12 protein-coding genes are annotated in these 22,304 nt (G+C 43.4%); 1 reads left to right on the forward strand and 11 read right to left on the reverse strand.

The features are described from left to right. Positions 1–206 precede the first annotated feature (206 nt). Complete coding sequence (locus AB1A65_RS14845; RefSeq protein ID WP_366590692.1) at positions 207–635, reverse strand: VOC family protein; 429 nt, start codon at positions 633–635, stop codon at positions 207–209. Between the two features lie 29 nt (positions 636–664). Beyond that, positions 665–1,411: a DUF6597 domain-containing transcriptional factor gene (locus AB1A65_RS14850; RefSeq protein ID WP_366590693.1), complete on the reverse strand. Its 747-nt coding sequence runs from the start codon at positions 1,409–1,411 to the stop codon at positions 665–667. Between the two features lie 682 nt (positions 1,412–2,093). On the opposite strand from AB1A65_RS14850, the gene AB1A65_RS14855 reads away from it, so the two are divergent. Further along, the gene (locus AB1A65_RS14855) at positions 2,094–2,852 is read left to right on the forward strand and encodes a GntR family transcriptional regulator (RefSeq protein WP_366590695.1); all 759 of its coding nucleotides are present in this window, start codon (positions 2,094–2,096) and stop codon (positions 2,850–2,852) included. 4 nt (positions 2,853–2,856) lie between these two features. Here AB1A65_RS14855 and AB1A65_RS14860 read toward each other — a convergent pair whose 3' ends face one another. Genes AB1A65_RS14860 through AB1A65_RS14900 form a run of 9 tightly spaced genes read right to left on the reverse strand, consistent with a single transcriptional unit; the run spans position 2,857 to position 22,291 of the window. Then, positions 2,857–4,080: a DUF4185 domain-containing protein gene (locus AB1A65_RS14860; RefSeq protein ID WP_366590696.1), complete on the reverse strand. Its 1,224-nt coding sequence runs from the start codon at positions 4,078–4,080 to the stop codon at positions 2,857–2,859. Positions 4,081–4,108: 28 nt separating this feature from the next. Continuing rightward, entirely contained in the window at positions 4,109–5,296 is a 1,188-nt protein-coding gene (locus AB1A65_RS14865; protein ID WP_366590698.1) for a DUF4185 domain-containing protein, read from the reverse strand. After that, on the reverse strand, positions 5,286–7,268 hold the full coding sequence (locus AB1A65_RS14870) for a sialate O-acetylesterase (protein ID WP_366590699.1): 1,983 nt from the start codon (positions 7,266–7,268) through the stop codon (positions 5,286–5,288). Before AB1A65_RS14870 ends, AB1A65_RS14865 begins: the two co-directional genes overlap by 11 nt. A gap of 8 nt (positions 7,269–7,276) precedes the next feature. Next, on the reverse strand, positions 7,277–8,626 hold the full coding sequence (locus AB1A65_RS14875; RefSeq protein WP_366590701.1) for a sugar porter family MFS transporter: 1,350 nt from the start codon (positions 8,624–8,626) through the stop codon (positions 7,277–7,279). A 14-nt stretch (positions 8,627–8,640) separates the two neighbouring features. Then, positions 8,641–11,328 carry an ROK family protein gene (locus AB1A65_RS14880; RefSeq protein WP_366590703.1) on the reverse strand — a complete coding sequence of 896 codons (2,688 nt, stop codon included), beginning with the start codon at positions 11,326–11,328 and terminating at the stop codon, positions 8,641–8,643. Between the two features lie 5 nt (positions 11,329–11,333). Beyond that, positions 11,334–14,828: a VCBS repeat-containing protein gene (locus tag AB1A65_RS14885; protein ID WP_366590704.1), complete on the reverse strand. Its 3,495-nt coding sequence runs from the start codon at positions 14,826–14,828 to the stop codon at positions 11,334–11,336. Positions 14,829–14,872: 44 nt separating this feature from the next. Continuing rightward, the gene (locus AB1A65_RS14890) at positions 14,873–17,650 is read right to left on the reverse strand and encodes a GH92 family glycosyl hydrolase (RefSeq protein ID WP_366590705.1); all 2,778 of its coding nucleotides are present in this window, start codon (positions 17,648–17,650) and stop codon (positions 14,873–14,875) included. A gap of 1 nt (position 17,651) precedes the next feature. Further along, positions 17,652–19,151 carry a RagB/SusD family nutrient uptake outer membrane protein gene (locus AB1A65_RS14895; RefSeq protein ID WP_366590706.1) on the reverse strand — a complete coding sequence of 500 codons (1,500 nt, stop codon included), beginning with the start codon at positions 19,149–19,151 and terminating at the stop codon, positions 17,652–17,654. Positions 19,152–19,162: 11 nt separating this feature from the next. Continuing rightward, positions 19,163–22,291: a TonB-dependent receptor gene (locus tag AB1A65_RS14900; RefSeq protein WP_366590707.1), complete on the reverse strand. Its 3,129-nt coding sequence runs from the start codon at positions 22,289–22,291 to the stop codon at positions 19,163–19,165. Positions 22,292–22,304 lie beyond the last annotated feature (13 nt).

Below are 22,304 nucleotides of genomic sequence, written 5' to 3' on the forward strand. Positions count from 1 at the left end.
GCCAAAGTCGTCAAGTATGAACAGGTCCTGCTTTTCAAGTTTGGTTATGGTGCCTTTGGCACATTTCTGCCAACGGTTTTGTGGATGAGCAGTAGCAGATTTATGCAGCCACTTTTAGGTTTACTATGTATTTTAATTTAATGATAAAGCAGTTCAGGTTAGAACCCAAACCACTACTTCTTATACACATTGTTGGATGCCGTTTTCTATTTTTCTGAAATTTTTTCTGCAAATCCAAGTATGTAACCGTTATTGTCCTTTAGGTAAAATTCACGCATTCCGTACCAAGCTGTTTTCAGCTCGGTCGGGTTCAAGCCTTTGCCCTTTATTAGCTCGTAAAAACCGTCAATTCCGTCAACTTCAATATAGAAGGAAACACTGGCTGCTATAGGAAGTTCCTTTGCAAAAAGTACATCTCTTTTGAAACTTTCCGTTCTTTGAAACATAATTTCCACATTGTCTTTGTTTACCAAAGCATAGACATATTCTTTATCATTAGCAAATGATTGTTCAATTCCGTCCTGTGTTTCGGGCACTGCCATTATTAATGAAAACCCTAAAGCTGTTTGATAAAATTCTACAGTTTTTCTAATGTTTTTTACTTCAAAATTGGGCGTTAATTTGTTTGCTTTCATTTCTCTGTTTTTTAATTGAATGGACAAATTTACGTTGCCTGAATGGTGGTCAATTGTAAAAATCGGTCGTTTTTGTTCAAGTACAGATTTGTTGGTGTCGACCCTGTTATTTGCTTTACTTGCTTGATAAAATGAGCTTGGTCGTAATAATTATTCTCAGGAAAAAGTTTGCCGCTCGCAATGTGTTTTAGCGAAGAATGGCATTTTAGGATATTGCAAAATATTTTGAGCGAAAAACCGAAACGACTGTTAAAATATCTGTTGATTTGTCGACTGCTCCAAAAAACACTTTCCGAAAGCTCTTGAACAGAAATTTCGCCTTTTCGTTCATAAAGAATCTTGAAAAGCTCAAATTTTCTGTTGTCGATTTCTTTCAGGTTTTTAAGTCCGCATTGAAGTTTCTCGTTTATCGAATCCGTAAATTTCTCAAAATCGTAAAAGTCAAAATTTTCGAAGCCAAACAGAGTTAATGGTAGTTCAGTCTTTGTGTTTTTAATTTCTTTGATTGACTGTTTAAAAACATACTCGGCAGAAATCAGTTTGAAGCGAACACCAATCAGTTTGGTGTTTTTTGGTATGGAAATTTTGATTTGTTTTGTCCAAACCCCTGTCAGTGAAACGTTGGTTATTTGTCCATTTTTGATTTCAAATATCAGGTCGAAAAATCCGTCTGGAAGTATTTCGTGATTACATTCATTTTCGCAAGTTTCAAACTCCCAAAAGCTCTTTATGAAGTTGGAAATAAATCCTTTGTTATGTTTTTCTTGGTAGTTCACTCGTTTTTTCAAATGGCACACAACCACCCATGGTTAAAGCGAGTGGTTAAAAATGTTTTCATTTTGTTCCCTCGTGGAGCCTTTAGCCATTTGCACTTAACCGGAGTTGGCAGATGTCTGTTTCTTGGTTGTGATCCACGGCGGATTGGTTACAGGGTTTGAATTTACGAAAAGTTGGATTGGGTTCAGTGCAGGTGTTTGTATGCATGGGAGGGAGGAATGAGCAAACAAGACAACGTTTTGGTCCTCAAAAAGTTTTAGTTGCGGTGCCATTGGCACACTTCTGCCAACTATTGGATATCCGAATAACACCGGATACCCTATTAATGAATATTAAAAATTAGTACTTTTTATTTCTAAATCGACATATTCACAATGGATTAAAGTAATAAAGTGATGAAAGCTTTTGTACCATATACATTATTAGGATTATGATTAAAGAACAAGTTTGTTATGGTAGCTATCTTGAAAAAGCTGGATATGGAATACCACCCTACCGGTTGGTTAAAATTGAGGCTGGAAAAAGAATCACTTAACAATTTAACAACAACTTTCTGAATTAAAATCAGCGGTGGCTCAAACCACTAGTTTTAAATTATTCTCTGTATACAATCATTCCAGTTTGGTCTATCATATTATCAATATTTTCAAATTTTTGACACAAATTTTATAAGTTTGCTTAATGTCTCAACAAAAGAACATACTTAACCTTAAGTCCCTTAGCATCGATCACGATAGTCCAGTACCCCTGCATCTACAGGTTGAGGAAATCCTTCGTGATATGATAAACGACCCAGATTACCAAAATGGCAAGTTTTTACCTAAGGAAGTTGACCTATCCAAACGACTTGGGATTTCCAGGAATACCATTCGGCAGGCCACCAATAGGTTGGTTCAAGAAAAGCTGTTGATAAGAAAAAAAGGGGTTGGCACCAAAGTGGCAAAAAAGCAGGTCGAAACCAAGCTATCCAATTGGGTCAGCTTTAGTCAAGAAATGCACGCTCAAGGGATTAACTTTAGAAATTACGAAATCAAGGTTTCCCAAATCAAAGTAAGTGCGGAAGTTTCGGAACAATTGGAAGTAAAGGAGGGGCAGGAACTTTTCAGATTAGAAAGACTTCGTGGTTTGGACAACGGTCCTTTTGTATACTTCGTGAGTTATTTTCACCCAAGAATAGGCATTACAGGAAATGAGGATTTTGAACGTCATCTCTACGATATCTTGGAACATGAATATCATACCATCCCTGTTCTTTCCAGAGAACAAATAAGCGCTATTTTAGCCAATAAGTTTCTTGCGGAGAAATTGGGAGTTCCGGTAAATTCGGCCATTCTACAAAGAAAACGGGTAGTCTACGACCCTGGCAATAGACCTATAGAATACAACATAGGTTATTACCGGGCCGATCAATTCACTTATAGTATAGACATTAAACGTTAAGCCACTATTCCAAAGAGATTTCAAGGAACCGTGGTCTGTATAGATTGGGGTCCTTTAAAATATCTGCCCAAAAATCAAATGAATTCACATTATAGCTTGCTAAAAGAGTACCAGGTTCAGATAGGTGCGGGTAAGCCTTGGCGTTATATGTGAAATAGGTTTTATGGGTATCATTCTCAGTGGTCAAATACACTATTTCTGGCTCCTCAAATGGCCCAACGAGGGACTCGCCAATTTGTATGGCCACCTCAGGTCCCATGGTAAAACGTTGGTAGGTCAATACAATTCTGCCATCAGATAAAGGGGATACGCTCATTTCATTGGAAACATCCTTGGCTATCATAGTCGCTTCTTCCATTTCTGCCACCCAATCTTGACCGTTCCAAAATTTCCAGTGATCAAACTTTGTCAAATACTCGGGCAATACCCTTGCGACCAACAGGCCCTTGGTACCTTCCTCGTTGGACACCGCATATGTATAGATATGGCCATCGGGGTCAGGAGCTCCCGCTGATTCCGTGTTCACATAAATGGCACTGCCAAATGAAGTTTGGGTTGCTGAATCAAAAAATGGAGTCTCCAATTGGGTATGATCTAAATACGGAGGGGTACTGTTCTTGGGTATTTGCAATAGATTTACACCAACTTGTTCAAAATTAAAACCTCCTATACCCGTGGTATCTTTTTCCCGAACCGGGTAAGCAAAAACATAAAGGTTTTCGTCTCCCTCTGTGTTTACAAATCCATCTCCCAACCAATAATAATCATGTGGTCTGGAGTTTGGTGTGTTGGGCTTAAAAAGTGCTTTGGCCTGTTGACCCTCGCTTTCTTTCCAATGGAACGTAATATTATCTGCATTTGGTTCTTTGCCTTTCAGGATTCCCACTGAGTTATTGATCATTAAAAAATCTTCCGGCTGTAAGCTTTGCCCATCATGATGCCCGATCATGGTGTCCCCAAAAGTAAAAAGTGTGACCGTGCTATCTGTTGCGGCAACAAATTCTTTGCCATCCATAGGAATTCCAAAAATGCCATCTCCCCCAAACCATCCTTCATTTTTAATAAAGAGCTGGCTCCATTTAGGGGATGTTACAGCAACAATAGTCTCTGGTTCCTCATTATTATCCGCTATTGGTGTTTCTTTTGTTTTGTCTTTGCAGCCTACACTCGTCATGACAATTGACAAAATACTTACCCTAATTGTCATTCCATTTATCCAGTTTTTCATATGTTTTTTTTTTAAGTCCAGTACTCGTTTACTTATATTTTACTTTTATAAATCTAGGGTGATATATACTCGCGTCTTTTTTAATATCTTCCCAAAAGTTTAGCGTAATTGTATTGTAACTGATCAACAGTTCCCCGGGTTTTGATAAATGATAATGCGCTTTTGCGTTGTACGGGAAAAGTCCTTTTTCCTTGTATTCCGGGCAAGTATACACCTCATGGATTTCACCAAAGGGCCCCACAGGACTTGTCCCCACACGTATACCTACCTTATCGGAAAGGCCCAAAACCGTAAACGTGAGTAAAAAATTGCCGTCTTCTGTTGGAGTTACGCTGAGTTCGTTGGAAACCGCATTTGTTATTTCCGCGACCTCTTCCTTTTGCACCACCCATTCCCTACCGTTCCAGAAACGCCATTGGTCAACATTTTCAACATTTTCAGGTAGTACCCTTGCGGCTATCAAGGACTTTTGCCGTTCCATGATACCATAGATGTAAACATATCCATCTGGGTTTGGGGCATTGGCTTGTTTAGTGTTCACGAAAAGTCCGCTACCGAAATATACCCGCCCTTCTGTTGGGTGTACAAACCCTAAATCGGTTGCGATTTGAGTTGACTTGGAGATTCCCTCTTTGGTAGGGTCATCAACTTTCAACAATGTTATGTTGGTCTGTTCAAAATCAAAAACATTAGGACCGGTTTTATGTACATGATAGGCAAATAGGTAGAGCGCATTGTCCTTATGATGGTTTATAAACCCATCCCCCAACCAGAAATACTCATTGGCTTTGGCATTTCTATTATTTGGAACAAAATAGGATGTTGGCTTCCCATCACAATCCAAATTGTACTCAAAATCAATGGCCGATTTCTTTGGTTCCTGCCCCTTCATCCATGCGGTGGTATTGTTCACCATAACATTACCTGGGTTTGGCACATTGTTTACAACCTCCCCAATATAGGTGTCGCTAAAAATAAAGAGGGTCTCTTTTTCTCCGTCTCCTTGATTTTCCACACCATCTAAAGGAATGGTAAATATCCCATCTGCCCCAAACCAACCCGAGGTACGCTCCATTAACGCTGTCCATTCGGGGGCCGGTACTGCCTGAAAGTCATATGAACCGATATCCTGCACCGACTTTTCTTGCGCCGAAATCTGATTAGTGGACAAAAATAATACAATTAGAAAGCTTCCTATTTTATATTTAAAATGCATGGGGATCGTATTGATATGTTTTCTTGGAAGTGCCCAACTCAAAATTATCGGTTCGGAAAGGAAACGCGGGCAGTCCTTCTGCATTTGTCAAGTCCAATTGTCCGGGATTATCAGACCAAGCGTACCTTACATACTTTGGATTTTTGATATTTTCATGGTACACCTTTACCGTGTTCGTAGTTACCAACTCTGCTTTAGCCCATTTGAACTCACCATTCTTCCCAGCTATGGCAAAGCCCCTTAAATAGCCATACCTGTCCTTACTAACCAATTTACCTCCATGGGTCTCAAACTCGACCAAAATGGATGTATCGTTTAGACTATGGGATTTGTAAACAGGGCCTTTTTTAAGTATGTCCCCATAATTGTAATGTTTGGCCAACAATGCCAATCTTCTTCCTACTTCTTTTTTATTATAAGGGTGGATGTCATTGGCCTCACCAATATCTATGGCAGTAACAATGTCAACATTTTCTAAAGCAGTAGCTTTCATTTGGGACTCGCGGAGTTCTGCCCAGTTACTATTTGTAGGTGTCTTATCCTCTTGTCGGTAATTGGCCAATTGAACTACCAAAAAAGACATTTTGGGATGGTTCCATTTTTCTCGCCAATCTTGGATCATAGCTGGCAGCAAAGAACCATATTCCACTGCTCTGGACGCATTGGATTCTCCTTGATACCAAATTACCCCTGCTATGGGCAATTTATGTAAAGGAGCTATACTGGCATTGTACAAGAGCATGGGGTGCGAGAATGGACTGCCATTGGACACTTCAGGTTGCGGAAACCGATTACTGTCTATACTCACTCCTTTTTTGTACTTCCAAGTTCCGTTGAGGATGGAATTGCCCCAAAAGGCATTGGTGTAGATTCCTCCCTTCCCGCCAACATCAAAAACACGTACGGTGAGTATATTTCCCTTTTCCCGAAGAATGTCTTTGGATGCGGAATAATTCCTGAAATTACTTTTCCCAAAGGACTCCCCTATTTGCACCCCGTTGACCCAAACCCTGTCGTAGTCATCAATTTGGTTGAGTACTATGTTGAAATCACTTTCCATTTGAACGGAGTCCAAATCAAAGGTTCGCTTAAACCACATGCTGCCGTCATGTGAAGCGTACCCAAAATCATTCCAGAAAGCGGGCAAGGTACATTCTTCCCAATTGGAATAATCATACCCTTCCTCGTACCATTTTCCCTCAATTCCAGGTCCTTTTAAATAATATTTATCATCCCATTTCTTTCTGAACTTTTCAAATTCAGTATCCAGGGTTTTAAAACTTTTGTTGATTTTACCCACCTTCTGTGTAACCTCATCAAACTGCGGAAATGTCTTGAGAACGTCCATACCCATCCAGGTTTCTATGGCCGTAGCTCCCAAATTACTACTGATGAGACCTATGGGAACTTCTTGTTCCCTAGCTAGGTTTTTCCCGAAAAAGTATCCAACGGCGCTAAAGTTCCGGGCGGTTTCCTTGGACACTTCCTGCCATACGGCATTGGGTACATCCTTTCTTGGAAGATAATCCCGGTCTACCCATACCGAGCACAACCGAAGGTTGGGAGAATCATAGTTGTCATCCGGGGTTTCCTTATACCGCAGCATGTTCAGGGTGTACTGCATATTGGATTGCCCTGCACATAACCATAGGTCACCGACCAATAGGTTGTCCAATGTCAATTCCCTCCCTTGATCATCTTCAATTTGGAGAACGAAAGGTCCTCCGGCAGCCATGGGTTGCAGATTCACTTTCCAAACTCCATTTTTATCCGCTTTTGCCGTATGGCTTTGACTTCCAATGGTAATGGTCAATGTAGTCCTTGGCTCTGCCTTCCCTTCAAGAGGAATTTGCTTATTCCTTGGCACTACCATATGGGAAGAAAAAATGGGAGGCAACTCTATCTGCCCGCACACCAACATGGGTACAAGTACTATAAAGAAATATAAGAGCTTTAAAGCTATTTTCTTCATGATTAGATTTATTTTTTCCATCCCATTTCAATTTCTTCCAAGGTCTTGCCCTTGGTCTCTGGAATCATCCTATACGTAAACACCCATAGGAAAATGGCATTTAACATAAACAACCAAAATGTATAGGAGGGTCCAAGGTCACTCAATAATACGGGAGTGAATTGTGATATTAGCATAACCCCTACCCATAAGACCATTATACATATGGACATGGCCGCTCCCCGTACTTTTGTTGGAAAAATTTCAGAAATCAACACCCACGGAATAGGTCCTAAGGAAGAGGCAAAGCAAGCCACAAATCCCAAGATGAAAATCAGCAGCCAAGGTCCTTCAAGGGCATCGAAATGATATAAGGACCCAATGACCAACAGGCAAACGATCATTCCCAAAATTCCCCATAACAATAGTTTTTTCCGACCTGCCTTATCAATATACTTAATGGCCACAAAGGTGAAGATTGAATTGATCACTCCTATCAGAACGGTCTGCATAAGGGCTGAATCCACACCAAAACCAGCAGATTTCAATATTTCAGGGGCGTAATACATGATGGCGTTGATACCTGTAATCTGTGAAAAAAGAGCCAATACCACCCCAATAATGATTGCAGTACGGAACCCTTTTTCAAAGAGTTCGGATAATTTGCCTTTTTCTTGCTGCAACGCTTTTTGGATGCCTTGATGGATTTCTGTGGCTTTCTCCTTCGGATTCAGTTTTTCCAGAATGTGAAGGGCCGCCGCATTGTTCCCGTTCTTGGATAACCACCGAGGGCTCTCGGGAACCAAGAACAGGGCACCCAAAAACAATAGGGCTGGCAAAGCCTCTGACCCCAACATATAACGCCATCCATATGCAATGTTCCAAGCTTCATCCCCTGCCTGTGCCACCAAATAATTGCAGAAATACACAATAATTATCCCCAACACTATCCCTAATTGATATAGGGAGACCAGAGACCCTCTTTTTTCCGCCGGAGAAATCTCAGATATATACAATGGCGAAAGCATGGAAGCAGCGCCAACACCTACACCCCCAATAATCCGCGCAATGACCAAAAGTGTAAAACTTGGGGCCAACATACAACCAATGGCCGATATGGCGAACAGCAAAGCTGTTATGATCAGGGCCTTTTTCCGGCCGATCCGGTCGGCCACATACCCAGTGGTCAGCGCGCCTAAGATGCAACCCAAAATGGCACTGGATACGGCCCAACCTTTTAGTGAAGGGGTCAAGGAAAACTTGGTTTCCATAAAACCAATGGCTCCCGAAATCACGGCTGTGTCGTAACCAAACAAAAATCCCCCCAATGCTCCAATGGCGGTAATCTTAAAAAGGTAGCTGTTCTTTTGTGCTTCCATGCTTTTATCAATGATTAAAATCCGGTTTTACAGAATTCTGGTTTTACATTGGATTGGATCACTTTTGCCTCTCCCTCACCCAAATTTTCAATCTTGTAACGTCCTACCGCGGCAGGGACCACAAAGGTTTCGGCGTAGTGGATGTCCATACTCCTGTTTTTAGCCACCACCCGTATTTTAGTGCCTTCCACCAAATTGAGGATGTGGCATTGTTCTTCTGTATCAATGATCATTTCGTCAGTGAACTCAAATCTATGGATTTCATAAAAATGCTTTGGGTGGGTGGGTAACTTTACCTTCTTCCAATGATTACCGGATTGTACCACTTGTGGTTTGGAAATGTATTCTGCTTCTACCCTATCTCCCTGACATTCCATATTCAGGTTGGCCACACCGCGTTCAATATTCAATGGCCTTGGTTTTCCATCCAGGTCCATGCGCATCCAATCATACATCTTAAACGTAAAGATGTAAGGAGTACTGCTAATTTCCAAAACCAAGTTCCCTATACCGGAACAATGCACGGTTCCATTTGGAATAAGAAAAAGGTCATGTTTTTTGGCATCGAACGTTTGCACATAATTCTCCACCGGCATGGGCTTTGCTTGGGCATGGCTCTGCTCCAAGGCCTCTTGGAATTCCTCTTTTTGCACCCCTTCCTTAAAGCCGAGATACACCTGGGCACCGGCGTCGGCATCCAAAATATAATAGGTTTCATCTTGGGTAAAGTTTTCCCCAAAATTTTCCCGCATGTATTCCAAGGTGGGATGGCATTGTACGGATAGGTTCTGTCCATTCACGGTATCCAGATAATCGAACCGTATGGGAAAATCCGTTCCAAAAATATCTGCAGCTTTGCCCAAAATGGCCTGATTATCCTGGAACATCAAAAAATCAAAGGAAACCTCCAACCGTGCACCGTTCTTTGAAATCACAATCCCATTTTCTGGTGCAATGAGTTCAAAAGACCATGCATAGTTGGGCACATTCTGTGCCAAGCCATCAAATTTTTCCTTCATCCAATCCCCTCCCCAAATCCCGGGTGAGAACCAAGGTCTTGGCCTAAAGGCATGGGCAGACATTTCCTGAAGTGCTGTTCGCAAGGTATCTCCCGAACACCATGAGACATCACCTTCAAACTGCCCGTCCACAACATAGTCCATATCCTTCAGCAATTGGTATTTATGTCTGTTCAAGACTGGCCAATCAATAAAGTACATGCGCTTGTATTGATGTTTTTTATCAGCCACCATAATATTGCCCAAATTGGTAACCTGCCCTGCCCTGGAACGAAATTGTATCTCATTTTTTGGAATATCCATATAAATCACGGTTCCTTTCCAACCACTCAAGGCTGCCCCAGGCCCATAGATAATATTTAGGACACCCTCCTCCGGTTTGATGGATTGCAATTTTTCCTCATCGAAAAAATCCTTTAAATCTCCGGGAAATATCTTTCCAAAAACAGGGTCGTCGCCTCCCAAGTAGGGAGCCACCATCTCTTCTATGACCGAAACCTCCTTGTACGCAGAAGCCATAGCATAATTGATATGCTTTACATTTCTTTTTTGGAGTTCACTGGACAAACGGGCCATAAATTCTTCCCAGTATCCCCCCATATAACCGTCTATGAGAACACATCCTGTTTTGGGAAGTTCATCCACGAGGCTCTCCACGCCCATGGAAACAGTCCCCGTAGAAATCTCAAAAGAGGGGTACACCATATAGCCTTCACCTGTTCTTGACCCATCTGCCTGCATTGGCATCACATACTGCTCCGTGTTTCTTTTTGTGCTCAATTTATTCTGTTTAATGGTTAAATGTATGACGGCACCTAAAATGGCCGCATGGGCCGTGCCTTTTGTAATATGAATATTGGGGAAGACGGGGAAACAAGCTTCAAAAGCTTCGTTGAAAAGGTGATAGCTCTTGGATATGCTTCCTCCAATAACAAGGGCATCTGGTTTGAACACTTCCGAAAGAGAAGTCATTACTTCACCCAAATGCTGTCCGTATTGTTCAAAAATTTCCTTGGCCTTTTCCAAAGTTTCCGCATGCTCGGCAATTTCCTTCACATTGCCCACAGTGATGCCCGTGGTCTTGGTAAAAGTTTCCAAAAACCATTGGGTGGAAATCCAATCCTCCACTCTCTTGTTTTTAAAGGGAAGGTTATAAATATTGCCTTCATTGGGTATGTTGGCATGTTCGGTGACCACATTTCCATCAATGACAAAGCCCGAGCCTATTCCGGTTCCCAAGGTTACCCCCAAAACCTTTCCCTTATCGAGATTGTTGGTATAGGTCTCCCCTAGAACAAAACTGTCCGCATCGTTGATAAAGGCAATACTTTCTGGAGAGGGCAAGGCATCCTGTAAGTGAGTCCACAGAAAGAGTTTCAGGTTGACACCAAACAGTGCGTCGTATTTGTTGAGTCCACGGATATGGGAAACCCCATTGGCATAGTCAAATGGACCGGGCACGGACAGACCAATGCCCTTTATGGGTTTTTTGAACTTTTGAATGGATTCCCTTATGGCAGAAAGCAATTGGTCCAAAAAATCCTGAGCCGGTAGATTACCGTCCACAGGATAACGTTCCACCGTTTCCATGAGCAATCCCATTTGCGATGCATCCACCATACCAAGGGCAAAATGGCTACCTCCTATATCAATCCCCAGATAATATTTGTTTTGGTCCTGCATGGACTTTAATTCTGTTTTGTGTTAAACTTAATCTTGGCATTCTTGGGCAATTGCACCTTTCTGGTGGATTGGGACAAATACCCCTCGCCATTATAGAATTCCATTTTTCGTTGTTTTCCATTTTCCAAGGTGATGATGCCCGATTGCGCATCCTGTGTGACCATTATCATGTTTTCCAAACCTTGGTTTATTCGATGTATCTTAAGGCTATCATTGTTGATGGAAGAAACCAACAGTTCCCCCTCTTTCCCCAGTAACCGGACCAAGGCACGGGCATTCCCATTGACCATAAAACCGGTATTTTTATGATTCTTCGGTTTGAAGTTTCCCGTACCATCCCCTTTTAGGACAAGTCCCAAAAAGGCATCGTTCTGTCCATAGCCCACCTCGTACTCGTAAAAGTTGCCTATAAGGATGACGTCCAAGTTCCCATCCAAGTCCACATCTGTGATGGTAGTTCCCATAATTGGCGCCCATTGGGCCTCCGTGGGCAAGGGCTTTACATTGAACTTGCCCCCTCCTTTGTTTTCAATATATAGGCTCTCCAAATTTTCCACGGTTCTCTTGATAGGGTTATCGGCCATATTGTTCAAAAGGAGGTCCTCAATCTGGACATCGGCATAGGAACGATAATTTTTATATCTACTTTTAATGGAAACCATTTGTTCTGCCAATAAATCCCTTGATGCCAGCGGGTAGCTCATCATAGCCCCATCGGGACTTAGACCATATTGCGTGATCAAGGGGTCCACTCTGCCATCCTTGTCAAAATCCCCAACATGCAGTTCCATGGGATATTCCCCTGATGCCATATACACGCTATTGGTTCCTTGGTTCCCGACGATATAGTCCATATCCCCGTCATTGTCAAAATCCCCGCCATTGACGCTGTTCCACCAACCCGATGAATTGGGTAATACAGCTTTTTCAAAACTTCCTTTTTGATTCTTGTACAGGGTTACCGGCATCCATTTCCCCACAACCACTAAATCTACCCAACCATCATTGTCCACATCGGTCCAAAGGGCCGCGGTAACCATTCCCAATTCATGTTCGCCCAATTTTGAGCGGGTGACATCGGTGAACCTCCCTTGGTTGTTTTCCAATACATAGCTTTTAGGTGACACCCCATAGCTTCCGGGAACAACCATTCCGCCTACAAAAAGGTCCAAATCCCCATCTTGGTCATAATCAGAAGCAATTACACAACCCCCACTCGTGTTCATGGTGGGCAAAGCATTTTCGGCCATGGTTAAATTCCCATGACCATCGTTTATATACAATCTATCCTGATAATGTCCTGGCTTCATCAGCGAGAATTCGGACCCTCCACTGACCACATATAAGTCATTGTCCCCATCGCCGTCCGCATCAAACCATATGGCCCCAACATCTTCATGCTCGGTAGTACCTTCAAAAATTTTGTTTTCAAAGCGGCCATCTTTGGCTTGGATATACAGCTGACCTGAAAAACCATGCGAGCCTCCAATGAAAAGGTCATCCAAACCATCACCATTGGCATCAGCAACCGCAAGGGAAGGTCCATTGCTGGAAAATTTTTGTGGAATGAGCGGCTCTATATCAAAATCAGAAAAAGGGATTTCCTGATGTTCAAAAGGAATAATCTTATCAACCTTGGAAAACATTTGATTTTTTTCAACCGTACGAATCCGCTCAGATACCTCAGAAGCACCGGAATACTCTAGTGTCAATGTAGTGCCCATCCCACCATTGGAATAGGTCTTTCCTTTTCCATCTGGCCAAACCACGATAAGGCTGTCCATTTTTTGATCCTTCTGAAATGCAAAATACAGTGAGGGTGCAACACTGGATTGAAAACCTCTGGTGGTATAGTTCTCTGAAAACTGAACCGCACTCCCAGTATAGGCCCATACTTTTGCCCCTATCCCATTTGGATTGGTCTTTGGTCCTTTAAAAATGAGTTTTAGGGAATGACCTCCATTATTTTTACGGTGGGAAGAGGTGTTCTCCAGTACACTGGCTTTATCATTGATGTTGTTAGTGACAATGTCAAGGTCTCCATCATTGTCCAGATCTGCGTACACCGCCCCATTTGAAAAACTAGGGGATTCAGGGGCCCATGTAGATGAAGTGTTCATGAACTTCAACCCGCCATTGTTCTTATAAAAATAGTTTTGGAGCTTTACCTCGGGCAGTTTGTTGATACTGGCCAAGTATATACTGTCCGCTTCCTCCCTGGTCCTAAACTTGAATTGCTTTCTGCGATACACAATGAAATCCAAATCGGTCATATCCTTGAGGTAACCCGTGGTGATGAACATATCCTTTAGACCATCGCGGTCATAATCTGCCATCAATCCACCCCAACTCCAGTCCGTACTGCTAATACCCATAAGTTGGCCCACCTCACTGAACGGGGCCTGGCTTCCATTGTTCAATTGGAAGGTGTTCCGCATATATTGGGGTTGATAGCCTACACTTTTGCTGAATTCAAAAAGGTTGTGGTTGGGTTTGTTCAGCATCAGTTTCCTACGACGATTATCCGAAGGCAGCATATCCAATACCAAAACATCGGTAAGACCGTCATTGTTGATATCGGCAATGTCATTGCCCATACCATTATGGCTTTGGTGACTGAGAAACTCCTTAGATCTGTCCTTAAAAGTCCCATCCCCTTGGTTGATATACAGGATATCATTGGAAATAAAATCGTTGGACACGTAAATATCCGGATACCCATCTTGATTTAGGTCACTCACCCCTACCCCAAGGCCAAACCCTTCAATCGTAATTCCAGCTTCATCAGAAACATCCGTAAAGACTGGGTGACCCAATGGACCAACACCATCGTTGCGGTACAGTTTGTCATTGCTTTCGGATTCCCCATTCAGTTTTCGTGGCACAGGATTGTTCATCCCGGTCATTTGGTGCATATGGTTGAGCAGGTACATGTCCAAATCACCATCCTTGTCATAATCCAAAAAAGCGGATTGTGTGGAATACGAAGCATCTGCCAACCCGTATTCCTGGGCCATTTCCTCGAAGGTTCCATCACCTTGGTTAATGTAAAGCAGATTTTTTCGTTGTTCTGGATCTAAATGTCCAGATCGGGACACATAAATATCCAACCAACCATCTGTATTGATATCCACCATGCTCACTCCAGAAGACCATCCTTTGGACTCCAGACCTGCTTCTTCGGTGATATCCTTGAACCTTAGATTGCCTTGGTTCAGGTATAATTTGTTGGAAACTTGGTTTCCCGTAAAGAAAAGATCGTCCCATCCATCATTGTTGATATCGCCCACCGCAACACCTCCACCATTGAAGTAGTAGATGTAGTTGAGGATATTCAAATCGTCATCCAAGGGAAGGTCATTGGAAAAATGGATTCCAGAGACTTTGGCCGCCACTGGCTGGAAGAGGTATTCCCCCCGCTTTGTACACTCTGTGCACGACGCACCCAAAATCAAGAGTACAAAAGACCAAATCCCAGATGTTACAATCCCTTTTTTCATTGCTGACTCCTTCTGTTGATGGAAGGTTCCTTTTTGCTATACGTTCAATCTTGAATTCCCCAATTGGTATTGGGTTCAGGCCCAAGTTGCAGGATAAGCTCCCCTCCCTTTTGAAAAACATCATGGGTGAACCAAAATGTTTGGAGCGGCTCATTGTTCAACCTTGCCTTTTGGATATAACTGTTCTCTTTACTGTTGTCCAAGGTTTTGATGGTAAACTCTTTTCCTTGGTAATAGGTTGGGTTGAGTTTTATGGTTATCTCGTCAAAAACTGGACTGGTAATTTCATATTTAGGGGTGATGGAATTGTTACCCGTCAAGCTAAAAAGTCCCATGGACATCAACGCACTTACGCCACTCATCTGGCCTTGGTCCTCATCATGTCCGCCATAGCCTTGGTCCACGGTCGTGGCACCGTATGCCTGTTCGTTCACCCTTCTCACCCAATATTGTGTAAGCCATGGCTTTTGCACATGGTTAAAAACATGGGCGTTGGAACAGCCCGGCTGGTTGGCATAACTGACATATCCATCTGAATATCCAAATACAAAATCCTGGGGGGCTGCTTGCTCAAAAGCAAAGTTGAGTTTATCGGCCAAGGCTTCGTTTCCACCCATAAGCTTAGACAATTCCGTAATACCATGGGAAACCGACCAGGTTCCTTGCCATGCGTTGGATTCTACCCAACCCTGACCTGAGAGCAAATCTGTATGCACCCAATTGCCCGATTTGTCTTTGGGTAACAGTAATTTTGAGTCGGAGTGAAACAATTTGGTCCATCCTTCCGCTCTTTTGGAAAAATAGGCATGATCCTTCGCCCTACCCATTTTCTTTGCCATTTGGGACAGGGACCAATCTTGAAAGGCCCACTCCAATGTTTTGCCAGCATTTTCTGGGCAATACCCATTTTCTATGTAAAACTCTAGGTCTTCCGCAGAGGCGCTCATCATACCTCCGGGCATGTGATTGTTTTTCATGACCTGAAACGCGTGTTTTGGACTTGTTTTTGTCATCAAATCTTTCATGTAGGTGCTCACCAGCATATTTGTTGCCGGGTTTCCTGTCATTATATACGAATACCCCCCTGCTATGGCGCCTCTAGGTAGCAACCCACCATTATCTGCATATTGGACCAAGGAGGCCGAAAAATCATCCAAAATTTCGGGCCATGCCAATCCCCAAACAATGTTCAGGTTCCATTGGGTTAGCCAAAGGGCATCAAAATTGTACATATTGAACTTAGACTCCCCATCTTTTCCTTTTGGGAGCGACCTTACTTTTAAATCGGCCTTGGTAAAGTTTCCATGACGTTCTCCTTGGGTATAATCGGGATAATCACCACTAACATCATTAAGGATCCTTCTTCCCAAAAGTATATGCCATAAGTCGGTATAAAACTTTTCACGTTGCTGCTCGGTTCCTCCCTTAACCGCAATTCTACCCAGTTTTTCTTCCCATATTTTGAAGGCATCTTCTTTGTAACGGTCAAAATCCCAATGTGGAGCTTCGGTTTGAAGATTTTTGCGGGCATTTTCCACAGAGGTATATGAAATGGAAATCTTCATTTGAACTTCGTCCCCAGCCTCTACATCATAATTGGCAGCAATTCCCGTAGTCGGCGCATCCCAATAACTCTGGGTAATTCCGGCAAAAACGACCGAATCTCTACGGGTCATGGTATCGCTCCCCTTTATAGAGTTGATATTGTCGAATCTTTCTTTGTCCTTCCATCCATCCAAGGATTTGAAGGATTTATCAAATTGAATCACAAAAAACACCTTGACCTTTTCCGGACCACCCCAAAACCTACCCGCTGAATCAAAGGAACCTTCCAACTCATTTTGGTTGACCTTGCGAACATCTGCATTGATCATGGTAGAGTTCCCTAGATATCCTCCTAAATTGGTCAAGATACCGGCCTTGTCCGCTTTTGTGTATTTAAACCGATATAAGGTAGTACGCTTGGTACTGGTAAGCTCTGTCCACACATGGTGCTCTTTAAGATATAGGCGTTGATATCCGGGCATGGCTATTTCATCATCATGACTAAAACTCGACTTCCAACCTTGATCTCCCAAAGTAGGGTCTATATTACCAAGTGTGGGCATGATCTGTATTCCGGAAAGACACCAACCATGAATCTGTTCGAACCCCAACACCTCTGTGGAATTATAGTTGTACCCTCCCCCATATTGATTTTTATTTCGAGTCACGGGGGCAGCAGCCACCATTCCCATGGGATGTGCTCCGGGTGTGAAGAAAAAATAACGTCCTTTGGCGGATTCTATAAACGGGTTTACCCAAAACAAAGGGTTTTCGCTATCTGATGGTGATGCGAACACCTCTATTTCGGAAAGTCCCAGGTTAAGCCCTTCTCCATCGGTTACCTCAAAACGTACCCATTGAACACTCTTGGCAGGAAACTCCACTCTTTTGGCATCGCCATTGTTTGGGATGGTGGTTACCCTAATAACGGAACCATCACTAAACTTAAGGACACCTCCTGCGGTATGTTCGTCCAGACCCGGCCGATCATAAATGACTATGGTGTTAATGCTTCGAGGTCTGTCCCATTCCATTTGAAGCCAAGGCAATAGGTTGGCTCCCCATGCCTTTCGCTCTCCTTTACTGGCCCACTCACCCATACCGTCCAATCGAATTACACCATCAACCAATTTGGAGGCTTCACTTCCCTGTAGTTCTGAGGAAACCTTGAGTGTGGCATAACTTGCAATATTATCCGAAGCAAGCAAGGAAGGGCTTCCAAAGATGATCAAAAATATAAATGTGATCTTAAGGCCTTGAAAAAATGTTTTGTCCATATCAGTACCCAGAGTTCTGTGTCAAATTTTGATTGATATCCCTTTCGCGTTGTGGAATAGGAAGTAAATTATGTCTGGCCGCCACGGGAACCCCGGGCTTGGCCTCGGTAACCTTTTCTTCCAGTTTGCCAAATCGAACCAAATCGAACCAACGATGGCCTTCCCACGTAAGTTCTTTTTTTCGTTCTTCCAGTATGGCTTCTTTGAAAGCTTCGTATCCCATTGCGGATAAATCTGGAAGAATATTGCGCTCCACCCCATCGGCAAATCTTGCCCTTTTCCGCACTTCATTGATGGCATCCAACGCTGCGGGAGTGCTTCCATTGTTCTGCTCATTCAACACTTCGGCATACATGAGCAATATATCCGCATAGCGAATAAGTTGAAGGTCATTGGCCGTATTGTTCACCAAGGGCTCTGCTACCCGGTCCCAATATTTTACGATATGGGGCGCATCAAATTCCACCAACTCCCCGTTGATGACATCTTCGGTCATAAAAGTCACTTCTTTTCTTCTATCCTCATCATCAAAGGAATTATACAGGGCCATGGTTGGTATCTCCAAGCCTCCACCATTGGGTCTACCTCCATAGACACCTCCAGGGAGTGTCCTGTAGACCAAATGTCCACCTTCCCACAGGGTGGTGAACAAATCCGTACCCTCCAAAAAGCTTATGGCAAACAAGACCTCCTTACCGTTGTTGTTGGCAATTTTGAAAACGTCCGCGTAGTCTTCCCAAAGCCCAAATCGTCCACTGGTCATGATTTCTTCCAATTTACTTTTTGCCAATTGAAGGTTTTCCCCTTGCTGAAGGGCCGCTTTGGCCATGTAAGCCTTGGCCGACCAACTGGTGGGCCTGCCGTTGTCCACCCCAACCTGTTCGGAGGGAAGGCTACTTTCTGCCATGGACAAATCCTCAAAAATCTGGGTATAGACTTCCGAAATGGACGCCCTTCCCAAGAAAGAACTTGAAGTAAATACTTTTTGAGGCTCCAGTTGTAATGGTACCTCGCCAAAGAAACGGACCAATTCAAAGTAGAGTAACCCTCTCAAAAAATGGGCTTCACCCAATAAGTCATCCTTGGTGTCCTCATCCATCTCAACATCCGGGATGTTAACGATGGCCATGTTGGCTGCGTTGATACCCAGGTAAAGATTGGACCAAATCTCCAATGCTATGGTATTTTCCGGTGTATGGGCCATAGCTGAGAGTTGATTGTACCCATCTCCCCTATTGAAGCTGGTTTCCCCTTCATCCGACAAAAGCGCATTGGCCGTCCAATAGTTGGCAAAATATAGGCCCTTGGCATTCAACGTTTCATCAAATGTGGCCCCCAAATGCCCGTATATCCCATTAATGGCCAATTTGGCGTCTTGCTCTGTTTGGTAAAATGTATCCTCGGTATAAAAGGTCTTCACTTCCTCTTCCAAGGCACTTTCACAACCCAAGATCAAAATCAGGGCGGCGAAGTACATTCTATAATTTTTGAATTGTTTCATGATTTTGACTTTTAAAAGTTTACGTTAAGACCCAAAAGAAATGTCCTTGAGGTAGGATATCCCCCAAAATCAGCTCCTGCACTTAGGTTGTTGTTCTGCCCCCCAAAGCTGACCTCGGGGTCCACTCCGCTATAATCGGTAAGGGTAAACAGATTCTTTCCCGTGAGATAAAATCTAAGTTTGTTGATTTTCATCCTGGACAAAAATTTACCCGGTATGGAATACCCCAAAGTGGCCGATTTTAATCTCAAGTAAGAGCCATCCTCTACATAATGGTCGGAAAACACAATGTTCCGAGGACCATCCGCGGCCCTAGTGTAGGTATTGCTAGGGTTGTTCGGGGTCCATCTGTTTGAGAAAGCCTCCAACAGTACGTTACCTTGTCCATTTAAATTTTCAAGGTTGATCCTGTTGAAGTTGGCTATTTCATTGCCGTACACCCCTTGCATGAAAATGTTAAGGTCCCAGTTCTTCCAGGTTATGGTATTGTTTATCCCAAAGGTGTATTCTGGAATGGGATTTCCGATGAAGGTTCTATCGTTATCGGCGTCGATGACCCCATCTCCATTTAAATCCTTATACTTTCGCTCTCCGGGGGTAAAGGTGTCGGTTGCAAACCTAGGGGTGGTTGCAGGGTCATCATCCAATTGAACGATGCCATCCGAAACATAACCGTAGAATGCTCCGATCTCGCCACCTTCCACAAGCAACTGCCAATTGTTAATACCCAGAATCCCAAAGCCTGTTGGAATATTGTCCAAGCCGGCCAAATCCAAAATCTTGTTCTTGTTATAGGCCCCGGTCAGGTTAACGTCCCAATTGAACTTCCCCTTGAACATTTGTGCATTGATGCCCAATTCAATTCCTTCGTTACGCACACTTCCTGCATTGACCACACTTTGGATATATCCGGTTTGTGAAGGTACTTGGAGGTTCAGCAACAAATCTTCCGTATTTTTTCGGTATCCGTCAATAGTGAATCCCAATCGGTCATTGAAAAATCCAAGGTCCAAACCAATATTGTATTGCTCGGTACGCTCCCATTTAAGGGCACTGTTGGCCGGTGTACTGGGCAATTGCCCCACCACCTCATTATCATTAAAGGAATGATAGGTAGGCTTGAATGTGGATTGCGCGGAATAGGGTGCAATGGACTCATTACCTATGATTCCGTACCCCAAACGCAGTTTTAGATAGAGTCCGGAGTCCTGAAGAAAATCTTCTTCCGAAACATTCCATGCGAAAGCCCCTGATGGGAAAAATCCATATTTATTGCCATCCCCAAATTTGGAGGAGCCATCAACCCGCGAAGTGGCCGTAAAAATGTACTTGTTGTCCAAAATATAGTTGACCCTTCCAAAATAGGAAATCAATCTGGATTCTATGATATTGGAGCTTACCCCAGGGTTCAATCCAAGTCCCAAGTTGTTGGAACCAAAATTTTCCGTTGGGAATCCCAAGGCATTCCCTGAAAGGGATTCAATGGTGAAATCTTGCCACGAAGCCCCTACCAAGGCATTCACACGATGTCTATTGTTAAAGGTATTGGTGTAATTCAACGTGGATTCTGCCAAATAGCTGGTGGCCGTATTCTTGGCTTGGGCCGCAAAAGCCCCTGGTGAATTTCCAAAATCGATTTCCTCGGTCCTAAAATAGAATTGTTCATTGATATTCAAGTCTACCCCTAAGGTAGTCTTCAACTGTAGATTTTTGGCCAAATCCCATTTAATGGCCAAGTTATCCAATATCCTTGTGGCCTTACCCTTGCTTTCCGATAGATTTTGATAAGCCACCGGGCTTGGGAAATTGGGAATCTGTTCTTGGATGTTGCTTACTTCGTTCACAAAGGTTCCATCGTCCTGAACAATGAAATTCCCTTTGGTATAATTCCCTTCGTGATCGAAAACAGGCAATAGGGGATTGAATTGATATGCCCCTGTTATGGCACTACTGGCAACCTCCACCCCTCCTGTGGTCTCGGTCCTGGCCGTATTGAAGTTGGTCCTGTTCAAACTCAAGGAGTTCTCAATGGACAATTTTTCCGTAGCCTTAAAATCGAGGTTTACCCGAAAATTGTATCGTTTAAAATCGGTTTCAATAACCACTCCTTCCTGATCTAAATACGACCCGGAAACAGCATACTTAATATCTTGGTTCCCTCCCTTTATGGAAAGGTCGTGGCTTTTGGTAATGGCCGTCCTGAAAATTTCATCCTGCCAATCGGTACCCACTCCAAAAGAGGTTGGGTTTGAATAAAACCTAGGGGCTCCCGAACCATTGTACCTGGACTCATTCACGTAAAATGCAAATTGTGATGCATTGAGCACATCCAGTTTTTTTATAACCTCACTTACCCCTAAATAGGTGTCGTAATTGATTTGGGCATCCCCGTTCAATCCTCTCTTTGTGGTAATTATGATGACCCCATTGGCCCCACGGGAACCATAAATGGCCGTAGCGGAAGCATCCTTCAACACATCTATGGAGGCAATATCGTTGGCACTCAAGGTAGAAAGGGCATTGATGGAAGGCCCTTCGGCCACACCTGCGGAAAGGTTGTCACTGTTGTTGTCCACAGGAAAACCATCGATTACATATAAAGGTTCATTACTGGCATTGATGGAACTACTTCCCCGAATCCGGACAGAAGTGGCACCCCCGGGTTGACCCGAAGTTTGGGTCAATAACAGTCCCGAGACCCTTCCTTGTACAAAATCATCGGCGGTAGTGGAACGTACCGACTCCAAATCCTCGGATTTAATGGTGGCAATAGACCCCGTAAGATCTTTCTTGGTCGTGCTTCCATAACCAATGATGACCACCTCGTCCAATTCGTTCACATCTGTTTTCAAGGCCACATTGATGGTTCGTTGTCCGCCCACCGGAACCTCTTGGGAACTAAACCCCTGATAGCTGAAGACCAAGGTTACATCCCCACTCGGGACTTCCAAGGTATATTCTCCATCAAAGTTGGCGGAGGCACCAATGGCCATACCCTTCACCACTACATTGGCCCCGGGTAGCGGAAGACCATCGTCTTCTGCGGTGATCACCCCTTGAATGGTAATATTTTGTGCAAAGGCCATAAGATTGCCAAGCACCAAAAAAATGACAACAAGGCCTTTTGTTCTGTTTTTCATAATCGTCATGTTT

This window comes from Allomuricauda sp. ANG21 (assembly GCF_040705235.1).
GTDB lineage: Bacteria > Bacteroidota > Bacteroidia > Flavobacteriales > Flavobacteriaceae > Flagellimonas > Flagellimonas marina.

Excerpts from the sequence above, each read along its gene's own strand:
- AB1A65_RS14875 (WP_366590701.1), bottom strand. The coding sequence starts at position 8,626 with ATGGAAGCACAAAAGAACAGCTACCTTTTTAAGATTACCGCCATTGGA.
- AB1A65_RS14900 (WP_366590707.1), bottom strand. The coding sequence starts at position 22,291 with ATGAAAAACAGAACAAAAGGCCTTGTTGTCATTTTTTTGGTGCTTGGC.
- AB1A65_RS14865 (WP_366590698.1), bottom strand. The coding sequence starts at position 5,296 with ATGCATTTTAAATATAAAATAGGAAGCTTTCTAATTGTATTATTTTTG.
- AB1A65_RS14895 (WP_366590706.1), bottom strand. The coding sequence starts at position 19,151 with ATGAAACAATTCAAAAATTATAGAATGTACTTCGCCGCCCTGATTTTG.
- AB1A65_RS14880 (WP_366590703.1), bottom strand. The coding sequence starts at position 11,328 with ATGCAGGACCAAAACAAATATTATCTGGGGATTGATATAGGAGGTAGC.
- AB1A65_RS14885 (WP_366590704.1), bottom strand. The coding sequence starts at position 14,828 with ATGAAAAAAGGGATTGTAACATCTGGGATTTGGTCTTTTGTACTCTTG.
- AB1A65_RS14845 (WP_366590692.1), bottom strand. The coding sequence starts at position 635 with ATGAAAGCAAACAAATTAACGCCCAATTTTGAAGTAAAAAACATTAGA.
- AB1A65_RS14870 (WP_366590699.1), bottom strand. The coding sequence starts at position 7,268 with ATGAAGAAAATAGCTTTAAAGCTCTTATATTTCTTTATAGTACTTGTA.
- AB1A65_RS14860 (WP_366590696.1), bottom strand. The coding sequence starts at position 4,080 with ATGAAAAACTGGATAAATGGAATGACAATTAGGGTAAGTATTTTGTCA.
- AB1A65_RS14855 (WP_366590695.1), top strand. The coding sequence starts at position 2,094 with ATGTCTCAACAAAAGAACATACTTAACCTTAAGTCCCTTAGCATCGAT.
- AB1A65_RS14890 (WP_366590705.1), bottom strand. The coding sequence starts at position 17,650 with ATGGACAAAACATTTTTTCAAGGCCTTAAGATCACATTTATATTTTTG.